17 protein-coding genes are annotated in these 18979 nt (G+C 55.6%); 4 read left to right on the top strand and 13 right to left on the bottom strand.

Going from position 1 to position 18979, the window contains the following annotated elements; translation table 11 throughout:
• Positions 1-8: 8 nt before the first annotated feature.
• Positions 9-1112 (bottom strand): bifunctional diaminohydroxyphosphoribosylaminopyrimidine deaminase/5-amino-6-(5-phosphoribosylamino)uracil reductase RibD, encoded by a 1104-nt coding sequence (gene ribD, locus EL29_RS02280; RefSeq protein WP_028714885.1) that lies wholly within the window; start codon positions 1110-1112, stop codon positions 9-11.
• Positions 1113-1115: 3 nt separating this feature from the next.
• On the bottom strand, positions 1116-1565 hold the full coding sequence (nrdR, locus tag EL29_RS02275) for a transcriptional regulator NrdR (protein WP_006117986.1): 450 nt from the start codon (positions 1563-1565) through the stop codon (positions 1116-1118).
• Between the two features lie 528 nt (positions 1566-2093).
• Here nrdR and EL29_RS02270 point away from each other — a divergent pair.
• Positions 2094-2651 (top strand): SadB/YajI family lipoprotein, encoded by a 558-nt coding sequence (locus EL29_RS02270; protein WP_028714884.1) that lies wholly within the window; start codon positions 2094-2096, stop codon positions 2649-2651.
• 55 nt (positions 2652-2706) lie between these two features.
• On the opposite strand, the gene secF is transcribed toward EL29_RS02270, so the two are convergent.
• Genes secF through queA form a run of 5 tightly spaced genes read right to left on the bottom strand, consistent with a single transcriptional unit; the run spans position 2707 to position 8154 of the window.
• Positions 2707-3675 (bottom strand): protein translocase subunit SecF, encoded by a 969-nt coding sequence (gene secF, locus EL29_RS02265; protein WP_014606451.1) that lies wholly within the window; start codon positions 3673-3675, stop codon positions 2707-2709.
• Positions 3676-3685: 10 nt separating this feature from the next.
• On the bottom strand, positions 3686-5533 hold the full coding sequence (gene secD / locus EL29_RS02260; RefSeq protein WP_013024855.1) for a protein translocase subunit SecD: 1848 nt from the start codon (positions 5531-5533) through the stop codon (positions 3686-3688).
• A gap of 25 nt (positions 5534-5558) precedes the next feature.
• Positions 5559-5891 (bottom strand): preprotein translocase subunit YajC, encoded by a 333-nt coding sequence (gene yajC, locus EL29_RS02255; RefSeq protein ID WP_006117993.1) that lies wholly within the window; start codon positions 5889-5891, stop codon positions 5559-5561.
• Positions 5891-7039 carry a tRNA guanosine(34) transglycosylase Tgt gene (tgt, locus tag EL29_RS02250; protein ID WP_013024854.1) on the bottom strand — a complete coding sequence of 383 codons (1149 nt, stop codon included), beginning with the start codon at positions 7037-7039 and terminating at the stop codon, positions 5891-5893. Before tgt ends, yajC begins: the two co-directional genes overlap by 1 nt.
• Before the next feature lie 44 nt (positions 7040-7083).
• Positions 7084-8154 (bottom strand): tRNA preQ1(34) S-adenosylmethionine ribosyltransferase-isomerase QueA, encoded by a 1071-nt coding sequence (gene queA, locus EL29_RS02245; RefSeq protein WP_014593059.1) that lies wholly within the window; start codon positions 8152-8154, stop codon positions 7084-7086.
• A 101-nt stretch (positions 8155-8255) separates the two neighbouring features.
• Between queA and EL29_RS02240 the strand changes: the two genes are divergently transcribed.
• From EL29_RS02240 to EL29_RS02230, 3 genes are all read left to right on the top strand, one after another.
• Positions 8256-8837, top strand: coding sequence for an acyl carrier protein phosphodiesterase (locus EL29_RS02240; RefSeq protein ID WP_028714883.1), 582 nt, complete (start codon positions 8256-8258; stop codon positions 8835-8837).
• Between the two features lie 220 nt (positions 8838-9057).
• A complete protein-coding gene (locus EL29_RS02235; protein WP_015700848.1) occupies positions 9058-9870 on the top strand; it encodes an inositol monophosphatase family protein in 813 nt (270 codons plus the stop codon).
• On the top strand, positions 9870-11138 hold the full coding sequence (locus EL29_RS02230; RefSeq protein ID WP_028714882.1) for a histidine-type phosphatase: 1269 nt from the start codon (positions 9870-9872) through the stop codon (positions 11136-11138). Before EL29_RS02235 ends, EL29_RS02230 begins: the two co-directional genes overlap by 1 nt.
• Positions 11139-11377: 239 nt before the next feature.
• Here the strand turns inward: EL29_RS02230 and proY are convergent, their stop codons facing one another.
• The 6 genes from proY to phoB all read right to left on the bottom strand — a co-directional run bounded on the left by proY (position 11378) and on the right by phoB (position 18885).
• The gene (gene proY, locus EL29_RS02225; RefSeq protein ID WP_013024849.1) at positions 11378-12724 is read right to left on the bottom strand and encodes a proline-specific permease ProY; all 1347 of its coding nucleotides are present in this window, start codon (positions 12722-12724) and stop codon (positions 11378-11380) included.
• A gap of 70 nt (positions 12725-12794) precedes the next feature.
• Complete coding sequence (gene brnQ, locus EL29_RS02220; RefSeq protein WP_014593055.1) at positions 12795-14114, bottom strand: branched-chain amino acid transport system II carrier protein; 1320 nt, start codon at positions 14112-14114, stop codon at positions 12795-12797.
• Between the two features lie 390 nt (positions 14115-14504).
• Entirely contained in the window at positions 14505-15608 is a 1104-nt protein-coding gene (locus EL29_RS02215; RefSeq protein WP_013024847.1) for a cobalamin-independent methionine synthase II family protein, read from the bottom strand.
• Between the two features lie 319 nt (positions 15609-15927).
• Entirely contained in the window at positions 15928-16848 is a 921-nt protein-coding gene (locus EL29_RS02210) for a PstS family phosphate ABC transporter substrate-binding protein (RefSeq protein WP_028714880.1), read from the bottom strand.
• A 19-nt stretch (positions 16849-16867) separates the two neighbouring features.
• Positions 16868-18181, bottom strand: a complete 1314-nt coding sequence (phoR, locus tag EL29_RS02205) for a phosphate regulon sensor histidine kinase PhoR (RefSeq protein WP_028714879.1) — start codon at positions 18179-18181, stop codon at positions 16868-16870.
• A 14-nt stretch (positions 18182-18195) separates the two neighbouring features.
• On the bottom strand, positions 18196-18885 hold the full coding sequence (phoB, locus tag EL29_RS02200; protein WP_014606457.1) for a phosphate response regulator transcription factor PhoB: 690 nt from the start codon (positions 18883-18885) through the stop codon (positions 18196-18198).
• Positions 18886-18979: the final 94 nt, after the last annotated feature.

Below are 18979 nucleotides of genomic sequence, written 5' to 3'. Positions count from 1 at the left end.
CGCCTCCGTTATTGCGGTGTCAGCGTCAGGCGCACATCATCGCCGACCTGACGGATATCGCGAAAGGCAAAGACCGGCGCATCGGCCAACTGCGTTAACCCCGCAAGCTGGCACAGGCCACGCGCGTCATTGCCCAGTAATTTCGGCGCAACATACACAATCAGCTCATCCACCAGCCCGGCCTGAATGAGCGCGCCCGCGAGCGTCGCACCGGCTTCCACCCAGACGCTGTTAATCTGCCGCTGGCCCAGCACCATCATCAGCGCCACTAAATCCAGCTGGCTGCCGCGCAGTGGAACAGGAATCTGCGTCACCGTTTCCGGCCAGTGCCGATCGTCGACCTGCTGGCGCATCAGCCAGGTTTCGCCTAATTGTTCAATAAGTTTGTGGTCCGGCGTTACGCGATTCTGGCTATCGACGATCACTCTTACCGGCTGACGTAGCTCGGCTTCATCCACCAGGCGCTGACTTTCGCTGTCCAGTTCTGACCAGCGCACCGTTAACGAGGGATTATCCGCCAGTACGGTTGCACTGCTGCTGAGGATGGCGGAACTCTGGGCGCGCAGCCGCTGCACGTCGCGCCGGGCCGCCGGCGAGGTGATCCACTGGCTTTCCCCACTGGCCATGGCGGTGCGGCCGTCCAGCGAGGCACCCAGTTTTAACTGTATCCAGGGAAAGCCGGTACGCATGCGTTTCAGAAAACCACGGTTCAGGGCTTCCGCTTCCTGCATCATCAGCCCGTGGCTGACCTCAATGCCCGCCTGATGCAGGCGGTGTAATCCCCGTCCGGCTACCTGCGGATTGGGATCCTGCATGGCCGCCACCACGCGGGTTACACCTGCGGCAATTAATGCATCACAACAGGGCGGCGTGCGCCCGTGGTGACTGCAGGGTTCCAGCGTCACATAGGCGGTTGCGCCACGTGCGCGGTCCCCCGCCATACGTAACGCGTGCACTTCCGCATGCGGTTCCCCGGCGCGCTGATGCCAGCCTTCCCCAACAATCTGACCGTCACGCACAATGACGCAGCCTACATTGGGATTGGGTGTGGTGGTAAAACGGCCGCGGCGCGCCAACTCCAGCGCGCGCGCCATATAGCGTTCATCGGTCATGATTTAATCCTGTAATCTGGCAATCTCTTCGCCAAAATCACGCACGTCCTCAAAGCTGCGGTAAACAGAAGCAAAGCGGATATAGGCTACCTTATCGAGCTTCTTCAGCTCGTCCATCACCAGGTTGCCAATCAGCTTGCTGGGGATTTCACGTTCTCCTGTCGCCCGCAGTTGGGTTTTAATATGGCTTACCGCACTCTCAACGGCATCCGCACTAACCGGACGCTTCTCCAGCGCTTTCATCATGCCGCTGGCCAGCTTGTCTTCATTGAAAGGCTCACGCACGTCGTTGCTTTTCACCACGCGCGGCATCACCAGTTCAGCCACTTCAAACGTAGTGAAACGCTCATGGCACACCAGACATTGACGACGGCGCCGCACTGACGAACCCTCACTAACCAGACGAGAATCAATCACTTTAGTGTCTACAGCGGAGCAGAATGGGCAATGCATGACGTTTCCTGACACGAGATAAATGGGTTATACAGTGTAGCGCGAACTGCAGGTCAACAAAATCGATTCCCGTGCTTTCCCCTGCCTGCCTCACAGCCTGAGCGGGCAACAGGCCAGCGACGTTAAACAGCACGACACTTACAGAGCCGCAGGCGGGATGTGGTGAGCAGACCGCCAGCCTCCCTCACCAGAGACACCGGCACACACACAGGAACGCGTGAACGGGCCGTAACAGCTTCAGCGCATTACGGCAGCAGCCTTTGCCTGAGCGGGACAACGGGAGAAGGCTGACTCGGCTCCCCTGCCGTTCAGACAATTCCGTTAACGAACAAACCGCCGTCTGGCCGCTCAGGACAGGCTTGACGACATCGCTAACCTGGAAGATAACGTGCTGTTGGCCCTTTCAGGTTACCCAGGCGAAACCGGACAGAGCCATGCCATGAATATTAATGAAACACAGAAGCCACACCGGATAACCTTCACCCGGACAGTTTCTGGCCATTTCTTTATAACGGATAAGGATAAATAATGATCAGGATGGTTTGGGCCCCCGCCGCCCTCTCACTGATGCTGTTGAGCGGTTGCAGCACAACGGCCGGGCAGCCACAGGTTAAACAACTTCATCAGGAAGTTAGTCAGTTGAACCAGCAGATGCAGCGGCTTACCAGCCAGGCAAGCGCGGTGGAGATTCAGGGGCAGCTTAACGGACATTCGCAGCAGGGTGCCTGGTTATTACCTCAGGCCAATACGCCCGTTGAATTACAAACCCAGGCCGGCACGCTTCGCTTGTCTTTATCGCGTGTTGAGGCTGAAGCCAACGGCTCACGCGCTAACCTGACCCTACAGACGCGGGATAATACGCCGCTGCCGGGGCTGGAGGCTACCGTAGTCTGGGGCCAGCTCGATCCCGCGACCGGTAAACCGCTTGAGGCCGACAGCCTGACGCAAACCATCCGGGTTCCCGCCTCGCTGACGCCACGCAGTTCGGTCATTGTGCCGTTGCGCCTGGGCGGTATTACGCCGGACCAGCTTGGCTATGTGCGGATTCATCAGGTACTGGCCAAAACGGCTGTAACCACACCATAAAGACAAAAAAAAAGCCGCCAGTTGTCTGAACTGGCGGCTTTTTATCATGCAACGATTACGGCAGGATTGAAGGCTGATCTGCGCCCTCTTTCTCCACTTTCTGTACCAGCATGTGTTCGCGTTTCATGCCCAGCTTCAACGCCAGCGCTGAAGAGACGTAGATCGACGAAATCGTACCAATGGTGACACCGATCAGCATGGTCAGCGAAAAGCCTTTCAGCAGCGCACCACCAAAGATGAACAGGATCAGGATCATCGCCAGCGTCGTCAGCGAGGTGATCAAGGTACGGCTCAACGTCTGGGTCAGGGACACGTTGGTAATGTCGTAAGAAGAGCCGCGACGAATTTTGCGGAAGTTCTCACGAATACGGTCCGAAACCACGATTTTATCGTTAAGCGAGTAACCGATAACCGACATCAGCGAGGCCACGATGGTGAGGTCGACTTCAACCCGGAACAGCGACAGCAGTCCACAGGTGATGATCACGTCGTGCGCCAGCGCCAGCACCGTACCCAGCGCCAGGCGCCACTCAAAGCGAATACCGATGTAGATCAGAATCGCAATCAGTGCCGACAGCAGAGCCAACGCTCCGGCCTGCGCCAGATCGCTACCCACGCTCGGTCCAACAAACTCGATACGTTTTACCGTGGCGTTTTGCTGGGTGGTCTGGTTGATCACCGTGACCACTTTGTTGCCTAACTCTGTGCCTGCAGGCCCCGTGACAGGCGGCATACGCACCATCACGTCGCGGCTGCTACCAAAGTTCTGGATCAGCGGCTCCTGAAAGCCCGCCTTGACCAGCTCGGCACGGATCGTGTCGAGGTCAGCGGGTTTTTCCAGGTTGATCTCAATCACCGTACCGCCGGTGAAATCGAGACCCCAGTTAAAACCACGTACGCCAACAATGGCAATCGAGATGATGATTAACAGTCCCGAAATGATAAATGCCAGCGTATCCCAGCGCATAAAGTCGACGACTTTACGGCCATGGTTTAACTGCTCAATGTTATATTCCTGTGCCACAACGCACTCCTCAGATAGACAGCTTTTTGATGCGCTTGCCACCGTACATCAGGTTAATGATGGCGCGGGTACCGACAATCGATGTGAACATTGAGGTCGCAATACCAATAGCCGTTGTAATCGCAAAGCCCTTAATGGAACCCGTACCGATCGCATACAGAATCACCACTTTGATCAGGGTGGTGACGTTAGCATCGACAATACTGGAGAAGGCGCCTTTGTAGCCCTCATGAATTGCCTGCTGCACGCTACGCCCGTTACGCAGTTCTTCTTTAATACGCTCGTTGATCAGTACGTTGGCATCGACCGCCACCGCCAGCGTCAGCACGATACCGGCAATGCCAGGCATCGTCAGCGTGGCGCCCGGCAGCAGTGACATGATACCGACAATCAGTACCAGGTTTGCCAGCAGTGCGCTGGTGGCAATCAGGCCCACCTTTTTGTAGTACAGCACCATAAACAGGATAGAGGCGACCAGGCCCCACAGGCAGGCCTCCAGACCCTGAGTAATGTTCTGCTGCCCCATCGTTGGACCAATAGTCCGCTCTTCCACAATCTGGATAGGCGCAATCAGCGCACCGGCACGCAGCAGGAGCGACAGCTGACGTGCTTCGTTCGGGTTGCTGATACCGGTGATGCGGAAGCTGTTACCCAGGCGAGACTGGATATTGGCGACGTTGATCACCTCTTCCTGTTTCACCAGAATGGCACGACCGTTAGCATCTTTCTTGCCGCTGTCTTTGTACTCCACAAACAGGGTCGCCATCGGCTTACCGATGTTGTCCTTGGTGAAGTTAGACATGATATTACCGCCCGCGCCGTCCAGTGAAATGTTCACCTGAGGCTGGTTGTACTCATCCATGCTGGATGTGGAATCGGTAATGTGGTCACCGGTCAGGATCACGCGTTTATAGAGCACCACAGGGCGTCCATCACGCATGTCTTTCACTTCAGAATCACCCGGTACACGGCCGCTGGCGGCGGCGGTAGGATCCACGCTGGTGTTAACCAGACGGAATTCCAGCGTCGCCGTCGCACCTAAAATTTCTTTGGCGCGCGCGGTGTCCTGAATACCTGGCAGTTCAACCACGATGCGGTCAGAACCCTGACGCTGTACCAGCGGTTCTGCAACACCCAGTTGGTTTACACGGTTACGCAGGATAGTAATGTTCTGCTGAACCGCATATTCACGTGCTTCGCTGAGGCGGGCATCGGTCATGGTGGCGCGCAGTGCATCATCGCCACTGCTGTTAATGACGAGATCCTGATGACGCGAGGATAGCCACTTAACCGCAGCATCGCGGCTGGCTGCGTCACGGAAACGAATTTCCACGCCGTAGTTAGCAATCTTGTTGACGTTGGTATAAGGGATATTCTTTTCGCGCAGGTCGCTGCGCAGGCTGTCAGCATTCTGCTCTTGCAGTTTGCTCAGGGCAGTGTCCATATCCACTTCCATCAGGAAGTGCACACCACCACGCAGATCGAGGCCAAGCTTCATGGGCTGTGCCGCCAGCAGCGTCAGCCAGCGCGGCGTGGCCGGTGCAAGGTTAAGCGCGACCACATAGTTTTCGCCCAGCGCTTTCATGATCGCTTCGCGGGCACGCAGTTGCACATCCGTATTGGCAAAACGCGCGGTAATCGCGCCATTTTCCAGCGCAACAGACTTACTTTGAATATTGTCTTGTTTTAATACGTTCTGAATTTGATCCAACGTTTGCTCACTGGCGGCGCTTCCGCGCGCGCCAGTGATCTGAACAGCCGGATCCTCACCATAAAGGTTGGGAAGTGCATACACCAGGCCAATGACAAGCACCACGACCAGCATTATGTACTTCCACAAAGGATAACGATTTAACACGGCAGTTCCCTTAGGGAAGTAAAAATTACAGCGCCTTCATAGAACCTTTCGGCAGGACGGCAGCCACGAAATCACGTTTAATAACCACTTCAGTAGTGTCGTTCAGCGCAATCGCAATGTAGCCGGTTTCTGCCACTTTGGTTACGCGACCCACCAGGCCACCATTCGTCAGGACTTCATCACCTTTGGAGATAGAATCCATCAGCTTCTTATGCTCTTTTGCACGCTTCTGCTGCGGGCGCAGGATCATGAAGTAAAAGATCAGGCCGAAGACGACCAGCATGATCACCAGAGAATACGGACTTCCCTGAGACGGTGCGCCTGCTGCAGCCACAGCGTCAGAAATGAAAAAGCTCATTAAATTTCCCTCATTGATGAATTATCAGACGTTAAAGGCGGAACCGCTTTGCCCGTCCGTTGGTAGAACTCGCTAACAAAGCGCTCTAATTTACCCTCTTCGATAGCCTGGCGTAAACCCGCCATCAGACGCTGGTAGTAGCGCAGGTTATGAATCGTGTTGAGACGCGCGCCCAGTATTTCGTTACAGCGATCAAGATGATGCAAGTACGCGCGGCTGTAATTGCGACAGGTGTAACAATCGCACTCTGCATCCAGCGGCGAAACATCATCTTTATGCTTGGCATTGCGAATTTTTACCACGCCATCGGTCACAAATAAGTGGCCATTGCGCGCATTGCGCGTTGGCATGACACAGTCAAACATATCCACGCCGCGACGTACGCCCTCGACCAGATCCTCAGGTTTACCCACGCCCATCAGGTAACGCGGTTTATCCGCTGGGATCTGCGGGCAAACATGCTCAAGAATACGGTGCATATCCTCTTTCGGTTCACCGACCGCCAGGCCGCCCACAGCGTACCCATCAAAGCCGATCTCTACCAGACCTTTCACAGAGACATCACGTAAATCTTCGTAAACCGAACCCTGAATAATGCCAAACAGCGCATTTTTGTTACCCAGGCTGTCAAAACGGTCGCGACTGCGTTGTGCCCAGCGCAGAGACATCTCCATGGAGCGCTTGGCATAATCCCAGTCCGCCGGGTACGGCGTGCACTCATCAAAGATCATCACGATGTCCGATCCCAGGTCGTACTGGATCTCCATCGATTTTTCCGGATCGAGGAAGATAGAATCGCCGTTGATCGGGTTGCGGAAATGGACGCCGGCTTCGGTGATCTTACGAATATCGCCCAGGCTGAAGACCTGAAAGCCGCCGGAATCGGTCAGAATAGGGCCTTTCCACTGCATAAAATCATGCAAATCGCCGTGCAGCTTCATGATTTCCTGGCCGGGACGCAGCCAGAGGTGGAAGGTGTTGCCCAAAATAATTTGCGCGCCGGTTTCCTGCACTTCTTCCGGCGTCATGCCCTTCACGGTGCCATAGGTGCCCACGGGCATAAAGGCCGGGGTTTCCACCACGCCACGATCGAAAATCAGACGGCCGCGACGCGCGCGACCGTCTGTGGTATCAAGCTCAAATTTCACAAAACCTCCATTGGAGAGACAGTCCAATGTTCAAAGTAAACAGATCAGGCGCCCACTTTTTCCAGCGGCGCCTGGGGGTTTTTGCTGATAAACATCGCGTCGCCGTAGCTGAAGAAACGGTATTCTTCCGCCACCGCCGCACGATAAGCAGCCATCGTGTGCTGATAACCGGCAAAGGCCGAGACCAGCATGATCAACGTCGATTCGGGCAAGTGGAAATTGGTGATCAGCGCATCAATTACCTGATACTCATAGCCCGGATAGATAAAGATTTGGGTGTCATCAAAGAATGGCGCAATCAGCGCATCCTGACTGGCTTTGGCTGCGCTTTCCAGCGAGCGTACCGAGGTGGTGCCTACCGCCACCACCTTGTTGCCGCGCGCTTTGCAGGCCAGCACCGCATCCACCACCTCCTGCGGCACTTCCGCATATTCGGCGTGCATATGGTGCTCTTCAATCGTCTCTACGCGTACCGGCTGAAACGTCCCTGCCCCAACGTGCAAGGTGACAAAAGCCATCTCAACGCCTTTGTCTTTTAGCGCCTGAATTAAGGGTTCGTCAAAGTGCAGGCCGGCGGTCGGTGCCGCCACGGCGCCAGGGCGCGCGCTGTAGACCGTCTGGTAAAGCTCGCGATCCGCCTCTTCATCCGGGCGGTCAATATACGGCGGCAGCGGCATATGGCCTACGCTGTTGAGAATGTCCAGCACGGCACGATCGTCTTCGAATGCAATCTCGAACAGCGCATCGTGACGCGCGACCATCGTGGCTTTCACGCTCTCATCGTCGCCCAGCAGTAATTCTGCGCCAGGCTTCGGCGCTTTGGACGCCCGAACGTGTGCCAGCACGCGCTTGTCATCAAGCATGCGCTCGACCAGCATTTCAATTTTGCCGCCGCTTGCTTTACGCCCGAACACCCGGGCCGGGATCACGCGCGTGTTGTTAAACACCAGCAGATCGCCAGGCTGAAGCTTGTCCAGTACATCGGTAAAAACGCCATGGGCCAGCGCCCCGCTCGGGCCGTCCAGCGACAGCAAGCGACAACCGCTACGCTGCGCCTGAGGGTAATGGGCGATAAGGGATTCGGGCAATTCAAAAGCAAAATCGGCGACACGCATGAAAGACTTCTTACTCAGAAAAACAGGCGGCACAGTTTAGCGGAAAATCGCACAATTCTGAACAACTGGCTGCGCAAAGCGAGTTGCGCTTATAATAGCGCATGAATTTTCTTGCTCATCTTCACTTAGCCCATCTTGCAGACAGCTCACTCCTCGGCAATCTGATGGCGGATTTTGTTCGCGGTGCGCCGCATCAACACTGGCCCAAACCGGTGGCCGACGGCATTCTGATGCATCGCCGGCTTGATGTCATGACCGATGCCCTGCCGGAAGTGCGTGAGGCACGTCAGCTTTTTCGGGCAGAAACCTACCGCGTTGCGCCCATTACGCTGGATGTCGTTTGGGACCATTTTCTGGCGCGTCACTGGGATCGCTTCCATCAGGCGCACTCGCTACAACAATTTTCGGCCAACGCCGAAAGCGAAATTGTTCCGCAGCTGGCTGCCACACCCGACGAATTTAAAGCGCTCAATGCCGTAATGTGGCGTGAACGCTGGTTCGAACATTACGCCAACCCGGAACGTCTTGAACCGGTACTGAATGGCATGGCGAGCCGTCGCCCCAGGCTGGCCGCCCTGCGCGACTCTTATCACGATTTTACGGCGCATTACTCCGCGTTTGAGGCCTGCTTTTTTCAGTTTTATCCGCGTCTGATGCGGCTGGCAGCCAATCAACAGTTGTAACCTTCCCCTGACGGCGTCAGGTTTGTGAGCGCATTTCATCGCACCACAAACCTGTAACGCTGAAAAAGCGCGCAGTCAGTAGCACGGCCGTATTGCCATTGGTTCCGGTCTGCGGCTTAATAAGTCTTGCTTAACTATGATTCACGATGCTCTCACTGTCAGACCGCCTGTTCAGGCGCTTCCTTTATCCGATATGTTTTAAAAATCATAAGAGGGAAACATGTCATCCGCTTCGCATTCTGAGATTGACGCGCGCTATCATTACGCCTGCGAAATCGCCCGTGCGGCCGCAAGCCGCGCCTGGTCATGGTATCAACAGCGTCAAAAACTGGTGGTGGAACATAAGAGGGACCTTCAGGATGTGGTCAGTGACGCTGACCGCAACGTTGAAGAATTAATTAAATCACTGATTTCGGAGCGCTATCCTGATGATGCCGTTCTGGGAGAAGAGAGCGGCGGTGACACTCAGGGTGCCCGTATTGTATGGGTGATCGATCCCATCGATGGCACCGCCTGTTTTGTGAACGGGTTGCATAACTGGTGCGTATCGCTGGCAATTGTTTGCGACGGTGAGCCCGTCGTGGGCGTGATTTGCGATCCCAATCATCACGAACTGTTTCATGCCCGCAAAGGCAGTGGTGCCTGGCTCAACGATACCCGACTTGAGGTGCATAAAGCCCAACAGCTTAATGAGGGCCTGCTGGGAATCAGTAATTCCAGTCGGATTCCCGGAGAGCACGTGACGCAGCTCATCGATGCCCTGCTCAGGCAAGGCGGGATGTTTATTCGCATCGGCTCCGGCGCGTTAACCAGTGCCTGGGCCGCTGCAGGTCGTTTGATTGGCTATTATGAAGCGCATATGCATCCGTGGGACGGCCTGCCGGGCATCGTATTGATGCGCGAGGCCGGTGGGGTGACTAACGATTATTTGCGCAACGACGGACTGAAAAAGGGCAATCCTGTTTTGCTGGCGAATGCGGTAATCTATCCGCAAATTAAAGCGCTGCTCGCCACGCACGAAATTGAGGATTGATGATGTCTGCCTACCTGCCCCGACATTGGTTTATGCTCTGCACTTTTTGGCTTCTGGCGGGGCCGCTGCACGCCGCCCCCGAGTACCAACTTGAGAAAGTCGTGGAGTTGAGCCGACACGGGGTACGTCCGCCGACGCCGGGTAACCGCACAGAGATTGAAGCGGCAAGCCAGCAGCCGTGGTACGTCTGGAGCACGGCGGACGGCGAACTGACGGGCCATGGCTACAGCGCGGTGGTCAATAAGGCCCGCTGGGAAGGGGAGCACTATCGCCAGTTGGGTTTACTTAACGCAGGTTGCCCTAACGCGAAGGCGATCTATGTCCGCGCCAGCCCGCTGCAGCGCACGCGGGCGACTGCCGAGGCGTTGGTGGATGGCGCGTTTCCCGGCTGTGGCGTGGCGATTCATACCGTCGCCGGCGACATCGATCCTCTCTTTCAAACCGAGAAACTGCCCTTTGCCCATACCGATCCCCAACGTGAATGGGAGGCAAAACGTCACGCGGCCGGGGATTTAGCGCAGCGTCAGCAGCAGCTTCAGCCCGCGATCACGCTGCTTAAACAGTCGGTATGCCGGCCCGGCAGCGATTGCCCCTTTTTCGATCGTCCGTGGACGTTGAAACAGACGAAAAGCGGAAGCGTCTATGTTGAGGGCCTTAGCGCCATGGCCGCCATGGTCGAGACGTTGCGTTTGGGCTACAGCGAGAACCTCCCTTTCGCGAAACTGGCATGGGGACACATCACCTCTGCCCGGCAGATCACCGCTCTGCTTCCTCTGCTCACCACTAATTATGATCTCAGCAATGACGTGCTCTATATGGCACAACGTCACGGTTCCCTGCTGCTATCCCAGATGCTTGAGGCCATTAAAGGTAACGACCCTGACGTGCGCTGGCTGCTTCTGGTGGCACATGACACCAACATTGCGATGGTGCGCCGCTTAATGGGATTTGAATGGCAACTGCCTGGTTATACGCGGGGCAATATCCCCCCTGGCAGCAGTCTGGTACTGGAACGCTGGCACGACAGTAAGACGCATCAGCGCTTCCTGCGCTTCTATTTTCAGGCACAAAGTCTGGACGGCCTGCGTCAGTTACAACCCGTGAACGACAGCCATCCGCTTTTACGTCAGGAGTGGCGGCAGCCCGGATGTCAAATCACCGCAGTCGGGACGCTGTGCCCGTTGCAGGCTGCCCTGACGCAGTTGGGTAAACACCTGGATAACGACGCGATGGCTCCGGTCAGCATGATCTTGCCGCCTTCGGGCTAATGAACCCAGACAGGCCGGGCGTTTACGCTGATGCGCGCGCTGGCATTTGTCTTATTTTACGGCAACTTATTTAACGGGGATGCATTTTGCATTAGCATGATTTTGTCAATCATCCCTCTGTTTGTTTCACTTGCCCTGTCCCGTTTCGGCGAGTCATTTCGCCGATTTTATTTTGTGTTGCCTGTCATTATTGGCTGTCCCAACCCCGCACATATCGGGACCGGGACAGCAAGCCTGGGTTATTTGCGCACCAGCTTATAGCCCAGCAACAGCACCACGATCCATACCATCCCAACATACAGCGAAACGCGGGTATCCGGGAAATAGCCGATCAGGCCAATGATGAAACATAAAAACGCCACGCCTGCGCCTGCCGTCCAGCTTCCGCCGGGCAAGGCAAAGGTTAACGTCCGGGCGGCCGCTTTGCCGATCTTGCGTCGAAACGCCATCTGCGACAGCAGAATCATGATCCAGACCCAAACGGTGGCAAAGGTCGCCAGCGAGGCGATGACCAGAAAGACTTTTTCTGGCATCAGGTAGTTGAGATATACCGCAATCAACATGGCGAACATCATCACCACCACCGTCACCCAGGGAATACCGCGTTTGGAGACCTTCATAAACATTTTGGGTGCATGGCCCTGCTGAGCCATGCCGTGCAGCATACGCCCCACGCCGAAGACATCGCTGTTTATCGCAGACAGCGAGGCGGTCAGCACAACAAAATTCAGGATGGACGCGGCGGCGGCAATGCCCAGATGCTGGAACGTCAGAACAAACGGGCTGCCGTTAGTGCCGACCTGATTCCACGGGTAAATGGACATGATGACAAACAGCGTGCCCACGTAAAACACCAGGATACGCATCGGAACCGAGTTGATAGCGCGTGGGATAGAGGTTGCCGGATCTTTGGCCTCACCCGCCGTAATACCGATGATTTCAATGCCGCCGTAGGCAAACATCACCATCTGCAGCGACAGCAACATCCCAACGATACCGTGGGCAAAAAAGCCGCCATTGGTCCACAGGTTATGGATACCGGTCGGTTGGCCGCCGTTGCCAATCCCCCAGACGATCATGCCAAACCCGGCCAGAATCATCACAATAATGGTCGCGACCTTAAAGAAAGAGAACCAGAACTCCACCTCACCAAACACCTTCACGCTCATCAGATTGACCGCGCCGATGATCAGCACCACGCTCAGCACCCAGATCCAGTGCGGCACCTCCGGAAACCAGACGCCCATATAGATCCCGAACGCGGTGACATCGGCAATGGCCACGATCAGAATTTCAAAGCAGTAGGTCCAGCCGGTGATGTAACCCGCCATTGGCCCGAGATAATCCTGCGCATAGCGGGAAAAAGAGCTGGCCTGAGGGTTATTGACCGACATCTCCCCCAGCGCGCGCATGATGATGTACGCCACCGCACCGCCAATAATATAGGCCAGCAGCACGCTGGGGCCCGCCATTTTGATGGCGTCCGCCGAGCCGTAGAACAGCCCGGTGCCGATCGCCGATCCCAGCGCCATAAAACGGATGTGGCGCGTGCTCAGTCCGCGTTTGAGCTTGTTGGTTTCTTGCATAACAACCTGTACCTGTGAAATGAAAAAACCACGGGCAAGCCCGTGGTTAAAGAAGAATCAATCTTAGCCGTTACGAGTGAACCGACACCTGTTCAGCCCCTTTTAACCGATCGACCAGCGCCACAATCAGCAACATCACCAGTGATGGCGGCAACCAGGCAAGGCCCTGGTCGGCTAACGGCAGATGCTGACTCAATGCGGGTAACGCTGCTGTAAACCCGGTGGTTTTGATGGCGTCAAGGATACCAAAGAGCAGGCTGACCAGCATAGTCGGCGCGATAATACGGCTGCTTTTATTCCACCAGTTCAGCGTAAAACTCAGCACGACCAGCACGATACAAGGCGGATAAATAGCCGTCAGCACCGGAATCGAAATCTGAATCAGATGGCTCAGCCCCAGGTTCGATACCACCATCGAGAACAGGCCCAGTACAAAGACCAGCGTTTTGTAAGACAAGGGCAAATACTGCGCGAAAAACTCTGCGCAGGCACAGGTCAGGCCGACCGCGGTCACCATACAGGCAATAAAAATCAGGGCGGCAAGGAAGAAGCTGCCCATATCACCAAAGGTCTGCTGAACGTAAGCATGGAGAATTGCCGCACCGTTGGCATTCTGATCCACTAATGCACCACTGCCTGCGCCCAGTTTAAACAGACTAAGGTAAACCAGGGTCAAACCAATGCCGGCGATAACCCCGGCTAAAACCGTGTAACGGGTTAACAGCGCCGCATTATCAATCCCGCGCGAACGTGCGGCGTTAACGATGACAATGCCGAAGACCATCGCGCCCAGCGTATCCATGGTGAGATAGCCGTTAACAAAACCACTGGAAAATGCGGCGCGCTGATAGTCCGCCGTCGCAGGAATCGTTCCTCCCGCCGGCCACAGCAGAGCCGCGACGCCCAGCAGCGTCAGGGCTGCAATTTTTAGCGGTGCCAGAAAATGGCCGACCGTATCCAGCAATTTCCCCGGATAGAGGGAAATCACCATCACCAGCACAAAATAAATCAGGCTGTAGATAAACAGCGGCAGCTCGCCATCGCCGGTAAGCGGAGCAATGCCCACCTCAAACGAGACCGTGGCGGTACGCGGCGTGGCAAAAAGCGGCCCTACCGCCAGGTAGCAGACCGTGGCCAGAACCACACCCGCAACTTTGCCGATGGGCGTGCTCAGGGCATCAATCCCGCCGCCGACGCGCGCAAGCGCGATCACGGTGATAACGGGCAGACCGACTGCGGTAAGCAGAAAACCAATAGCGGCCACCCAGACATGTTCGCCTGACTGAATACCCACCATGGGAGGAAAGATGATGTTACCCGCACCAACAAACAGGGCAAACGTCATGAAGCCCAGCGCGAGAATGTCTTTAACGGTTAAACGATGTGTCATACGGCCTGTCACTGATGTTGCGATGAAAGATAAGTTTGCGTTGCCCCCTCGCTGCGTTAATACAACGACCGACCAGATGATGACAGCGCATTATGCGCAGCGTCTGGTTTAGCGCAGGTGATTTAAGCTGCTTTTTTTCTGTTCACAGAGGGATAAATCGACAACGGCGGTAAGTAAAACGTTTATAGCGAAGAAAGGCAATACGGGATCGGAAAACCAGAGGGTTATTTCGCAATTTGAATCAATATTAGAGGATCACATCAATATTCTCTGCAACAGCATCAGATGATGTGCTTTAAAAATAAACAAGCGATGGTAAATATCAGCATAAAGGCGGGTTTGTATGCACAAGTGGCGCATTTATTGCGCCACGTTGCACACATTCCGCTATTACCAGACCTGATTCGCGACGTTCACGACCAGTCGAATCTTCTGCCACTGCTCTGCTTCGCTCAGGCTGTTGCCCTCTTCCGTCGAGGCAAAACCACACTGCGGACTGAGGCAAATCTGATCGAGGCTAATGTACTGGGTCGCTTCCTGCAGGCGCGCTTTCACCTGTTCGGCATCTTCCAGTTCACCCACCTTCGTGGTAATTAAGCCAAGCACCGCCTGCTGATGGCCGGGCTTGATGAACCGCAGTGGTTCGAATCCGCCAGAGCGATGATTGTCGTATTCAAGGAAAAACGCATCCACATTCACGGAGCCGAACAGGATCTCGGCCACCGGTTCGTAGCCACCTTCAGAAATCCAGGTGGAGCGGAAATTGCCACGGCACACATGCAGGCCCACGGTCAGGTCGGCCGGTTTCCCTTCTAACGCCTTATTCAGGACGCGCGCGTAGGTGCGGGCCAGCTGGTCTGGATCGTCGCCACGTTCGCGGATCTCACGCTTTTGATCGTCTGAACAAAGGTAGGCCCAGACGGTATCGTCCAGCTGTAAGTAGCGACAGCCCGCGTCGTAAAAGGCTTTGATCGCCTCTTTGTAGGTCTGTGCCAGATCGTCAAAGTACACATCGAGATCGGGGTAAACGTCAGCGTCGATGACTTTTCGGCCGCCGCGAAAATGCAGCACGCTCGGGCTGGGAATCGTCATTTTGGCTACCGCATCGCCTGCTACGCTCTGCAGGAAACGAAAATGGTCCAGCATCGGATGCCCGTCAAAACCCAGTTTGCCGGTGATTTTTACGCCGTGCGCTTTCGTCTGCACGCCGTTGAACTGAATGCCCTGCTCGGCTTCAAAATGCTCAACACCTTTCAGACCGTAGAAAAAGTCAAAATGCCACCAGCCACGGCGAAATTCGCCATCGGTCACGACCTTGAGGCCATTTTCACGCTGCTTCGCGACCACGTCCCGAATCGCGTCGTTTTCAATATCGCGCAGTTCATCAGCGCCGATCTCACCCGCATGAAATTTTTCGCGGGCATGCTTAATAGCGGCGGGACGAAGAAAGCTGCCAACGGTGTCGGCGCGAAACGGGGCGGTTTGTCTTTGCATGATCACTCCTGGTCACCGGCCAGATAATTTCGGGCGGGAATAGTTACACAATGTTATTTTAGCCTTCCAGATGGCTAAACGTCTGGATGTAGATTCCCACGCGATGTGCTCATGTGCAAACGAATAATATTCACTGGAGATGAAATAATTTCATGTTGCGAGGCCGGATTCTGACTGTGCTCCCCTTGAGGTTTGCACCGAGGCAATCGGCGGGAATTTATGCCCCTGATGCGGCACAGGTCCCCGCCAGCCATGCGGCAGGAACGGGAAAACATGGGCGAAGGCGGTAACCCCTTCGCCTGTGGGCGAGCGGGGAAACTTACTGGAGGGAGGCGCGCGCCAGGTTCATTTGCGTTTCAGACAGCGGCAGATAGCCGGCCTCGATGACGCGCTGCTGCCCTGCACTAGACAGAACCTGTTCCAGAAATGCGGCTAACAACGGCGGCAAGGGCTTACCTGGCACTTTATTAACGTACAGATAGAGCGGACGTGCCCAGGGATAGCGACCGCTGCGGATGGATTCAGGATCGGGCGCAACGGCTTCCCCCCTTTTTGTCATAACCGGCAGCAGTTTTACCCCACTCAGGTGAAAACCGAAGCTGGCATAACCGATGCTGCGCGGATCACCGGCGACCGCCTGTACCACCGCCGCCGAGCCGGGAAACTCCGCCACGTCGTTGCGGAAATCGCCCTGACACAGCGCCTGCTGCTTGAAGAATCCCCATGTGCCGGAGGCCGAGTTGCGGCCATAGCGCTGGATAGATCGCTGCTGCCACTCAGCCTGATGCAGACCCAAATCGCCCCAGCGTTTGGGCACCTGGTGTGCGCCACACAGACGCGTGACGGAGAACAACGCATCAAGCTGGTGGGGATCGATGGACGTCAGCGGATTGCGCTGGTTGACCACCACCACCAACGCGTCCATCGCCACCGGCACGGCCAACGGAGGATAACCGTATCGCGCCTCAAACGCCTGGCGCTCATCCGCCTGCATGGGACGGCTCATTGCCCCTAACTGGACGGATCCGGCTGTCAGCGCGGTTGGCGCCGTTGAGGAGCCCGATGCCTGAACCTGCACATTTACCCCGGGTGACTGACGGCTAAAGTCATCGCCCCACAGGGTCATCAGATAGCCGAGCGTGTCCGAGCCTGCGCTGCTGAGATTGCCTGAAAGCATCACCGGCTGCGCCTGCACCAAGGCAGGCAAGAGAGAAAAGAACAGCAAAAAAAGAAGGCGCATCGTTCCGGTCCGTCAGCAGTTAATGAACCGCATTCTCCTGCATCCCGTTAGTCACAATCAACCGTGGTGCCAGGGTAAAGGTAAAACAGGTTTCCTGGTGCGGGATGCTGGTGATCTCCAGCCGCGCATTGTGATGGCTGAGCGCATGCTTCACGATGGCCAGCCCAAGACCGCTGCCGCCGGTCGCACGTGAACGCGCTTTATCCACCCGATAAAACCGCTCTGTCAGGCGCGGGATGTGCTCAGGTGGAATGCCGGGGCCGTTATCACAGACTGTAAATACCGCGCCCTGCTTGCTGCGCAGCCAGCTGATATCAATGCGCGTCCCCTCGGGCGTGTGGTTCACCGCGTTGTAGACCAGGTTGGAGATAGCACTGCGTAATTGTTCATCATTGCCAAACACTTTCAGGTGAGGATCGGTATGAAAATGGATGGCGTGACGTCCGCCGCTCAGGGTTTCAGCTTCATGCTGCAGGAGTTTGAGCATAACCGGTACATCAACCTTTTCTTTCAGGTTAATGGCCGGAGCCGCCTCGATGCGCGACAGCGTCAGGAGCTGTTTGACCAGGCTATCCATTCGCCGGGTTTGCTCCGACATGGTGTGCAACGCTTTATCACGTGAACGCTGATTCATGACGGAGTCATTCATCATTTCCAGATAGCCCTGAAGCACCGTTAAAGGCGTGCGCAGTTCATGGCTGACGTTGGCAAAGAAGTTTCGCCGTGCCCCTTCAAGCTGATGCATCTGGGTCACGTCGCGAGCCACCATCAACCACTGGCCTTCGCTGTAGGGCATCACACGGAATTCCATGTGGTGCTGGTTATTCAGCACCAGCGTAAGCGGCTTATCGAAATCACGTTGCCGCAGATAGCGAGAAAATTCAGGATAACGCAGCAGATTAAGAATATTTTGCCCGTTATCTTCTGGCCAGCGCAGCCCCAGGTGCTGCTGGGCCAGGCCGTTGCACCAGAAAATAGTGCCCTCTTCGGTGGTGAGTATCACGGCGTCCGGCAGCGACTCCGCGCCGCTGCGAAACCGCTTAATCAGATTACCTAATTCGCGCCGCCGCCGCCGGTTGCGCAGTTGCATTTGATACAACCCGTAAAACAGCGGTTCCCAACTGGCCTGTCCGGACGGTGGCGTCATCGTGCGATCCAGCCACAGCCAGTGAGACAGGCGCATCAGGTTGTAAAAATGCCACAGTAAAATACTGACTACGCTCAGTAACAGCAGCCACGGCAAATAGCCGAACAGCAGGCCGAGCACCAGCGCAGGCAGACACGCCAGCACCAGTTCGGACAGTAATCTCTTCCAGGAGAGGCGTTCCAGCACGGTTAAAGCTCCGTTTAAAAGCGGGCAGAGAAACGATAACCTGTTCCGCGTACGGTTTGTACCATGCGATCGTGGCCGGTCAGTTCCAGCGCCTTACGTAAACGACGAATATGAACGTCAACCGTACGATCTTCAACATAGACGTTAGTGCCCCAGACATGATTGAGTAACTGCTCACGGCTGTAAACACGTTCAGGATGGGTCATAAAGAAATGCAGCAGCTTGTATTCTGTCGGCCCCATTTCCAGCGGTGTGGTTTCTGACATCACGCGATGCGAAGAGGGATCCAGGCTCAGGCCCTGCATTTCGATCACATCTTCTACCGCCATCGGCGAAATACGACGCATAACGGCTTTAATTCGCGCCATCAGCTCTTTCGGGGAAAACGGTTTGGTGATGTAGTCATCGGCACCGACTTCCAGCCCGCGTACCCGATCTTCTTCCTCGCCGCGCGCGGTGAGCATCATGACCGGTATATCACGCGTCATGGCTTCACGCTTAAGATGTTTAATAAATTGTATGCCGCTGCCGCCGGGTAACATCCAGTCCAGCAGGATCAGGTCAGGCCAGGGTTCAATCAGCTTGCTGACGGCGCTGTCATAATCTTCTGCCTCAATCGGCTGATAATCGTTTTGTTCCAGTACGAAACATAACATTTCACGGATTGGAGCTTCATCTTCCACAACTAAAATGCGCTTAGCCATTATTACTCCTGCAGGTAGGACGGCTTTCACTGATATTTGCGGCGCCATTATGCGTCAGTTTTGTGACACTTTTATGAAAAAGTTAGCCATAAAA

This window comes from Pantoea ananatis LMG 2665 (assembly GCF_000710035.2).
In the GTDB taxonomy this organism is placed as follows: domain Bacteria; phylum Pseudomonadota; class Gammaproteobacteria; order Enterobacterales; family Enterobacteriaceae; genus Pantoea; species Pantoea ananatis.
This window is presented reverse-complemented; position numbering and strand designations above follow the sequence as displayed.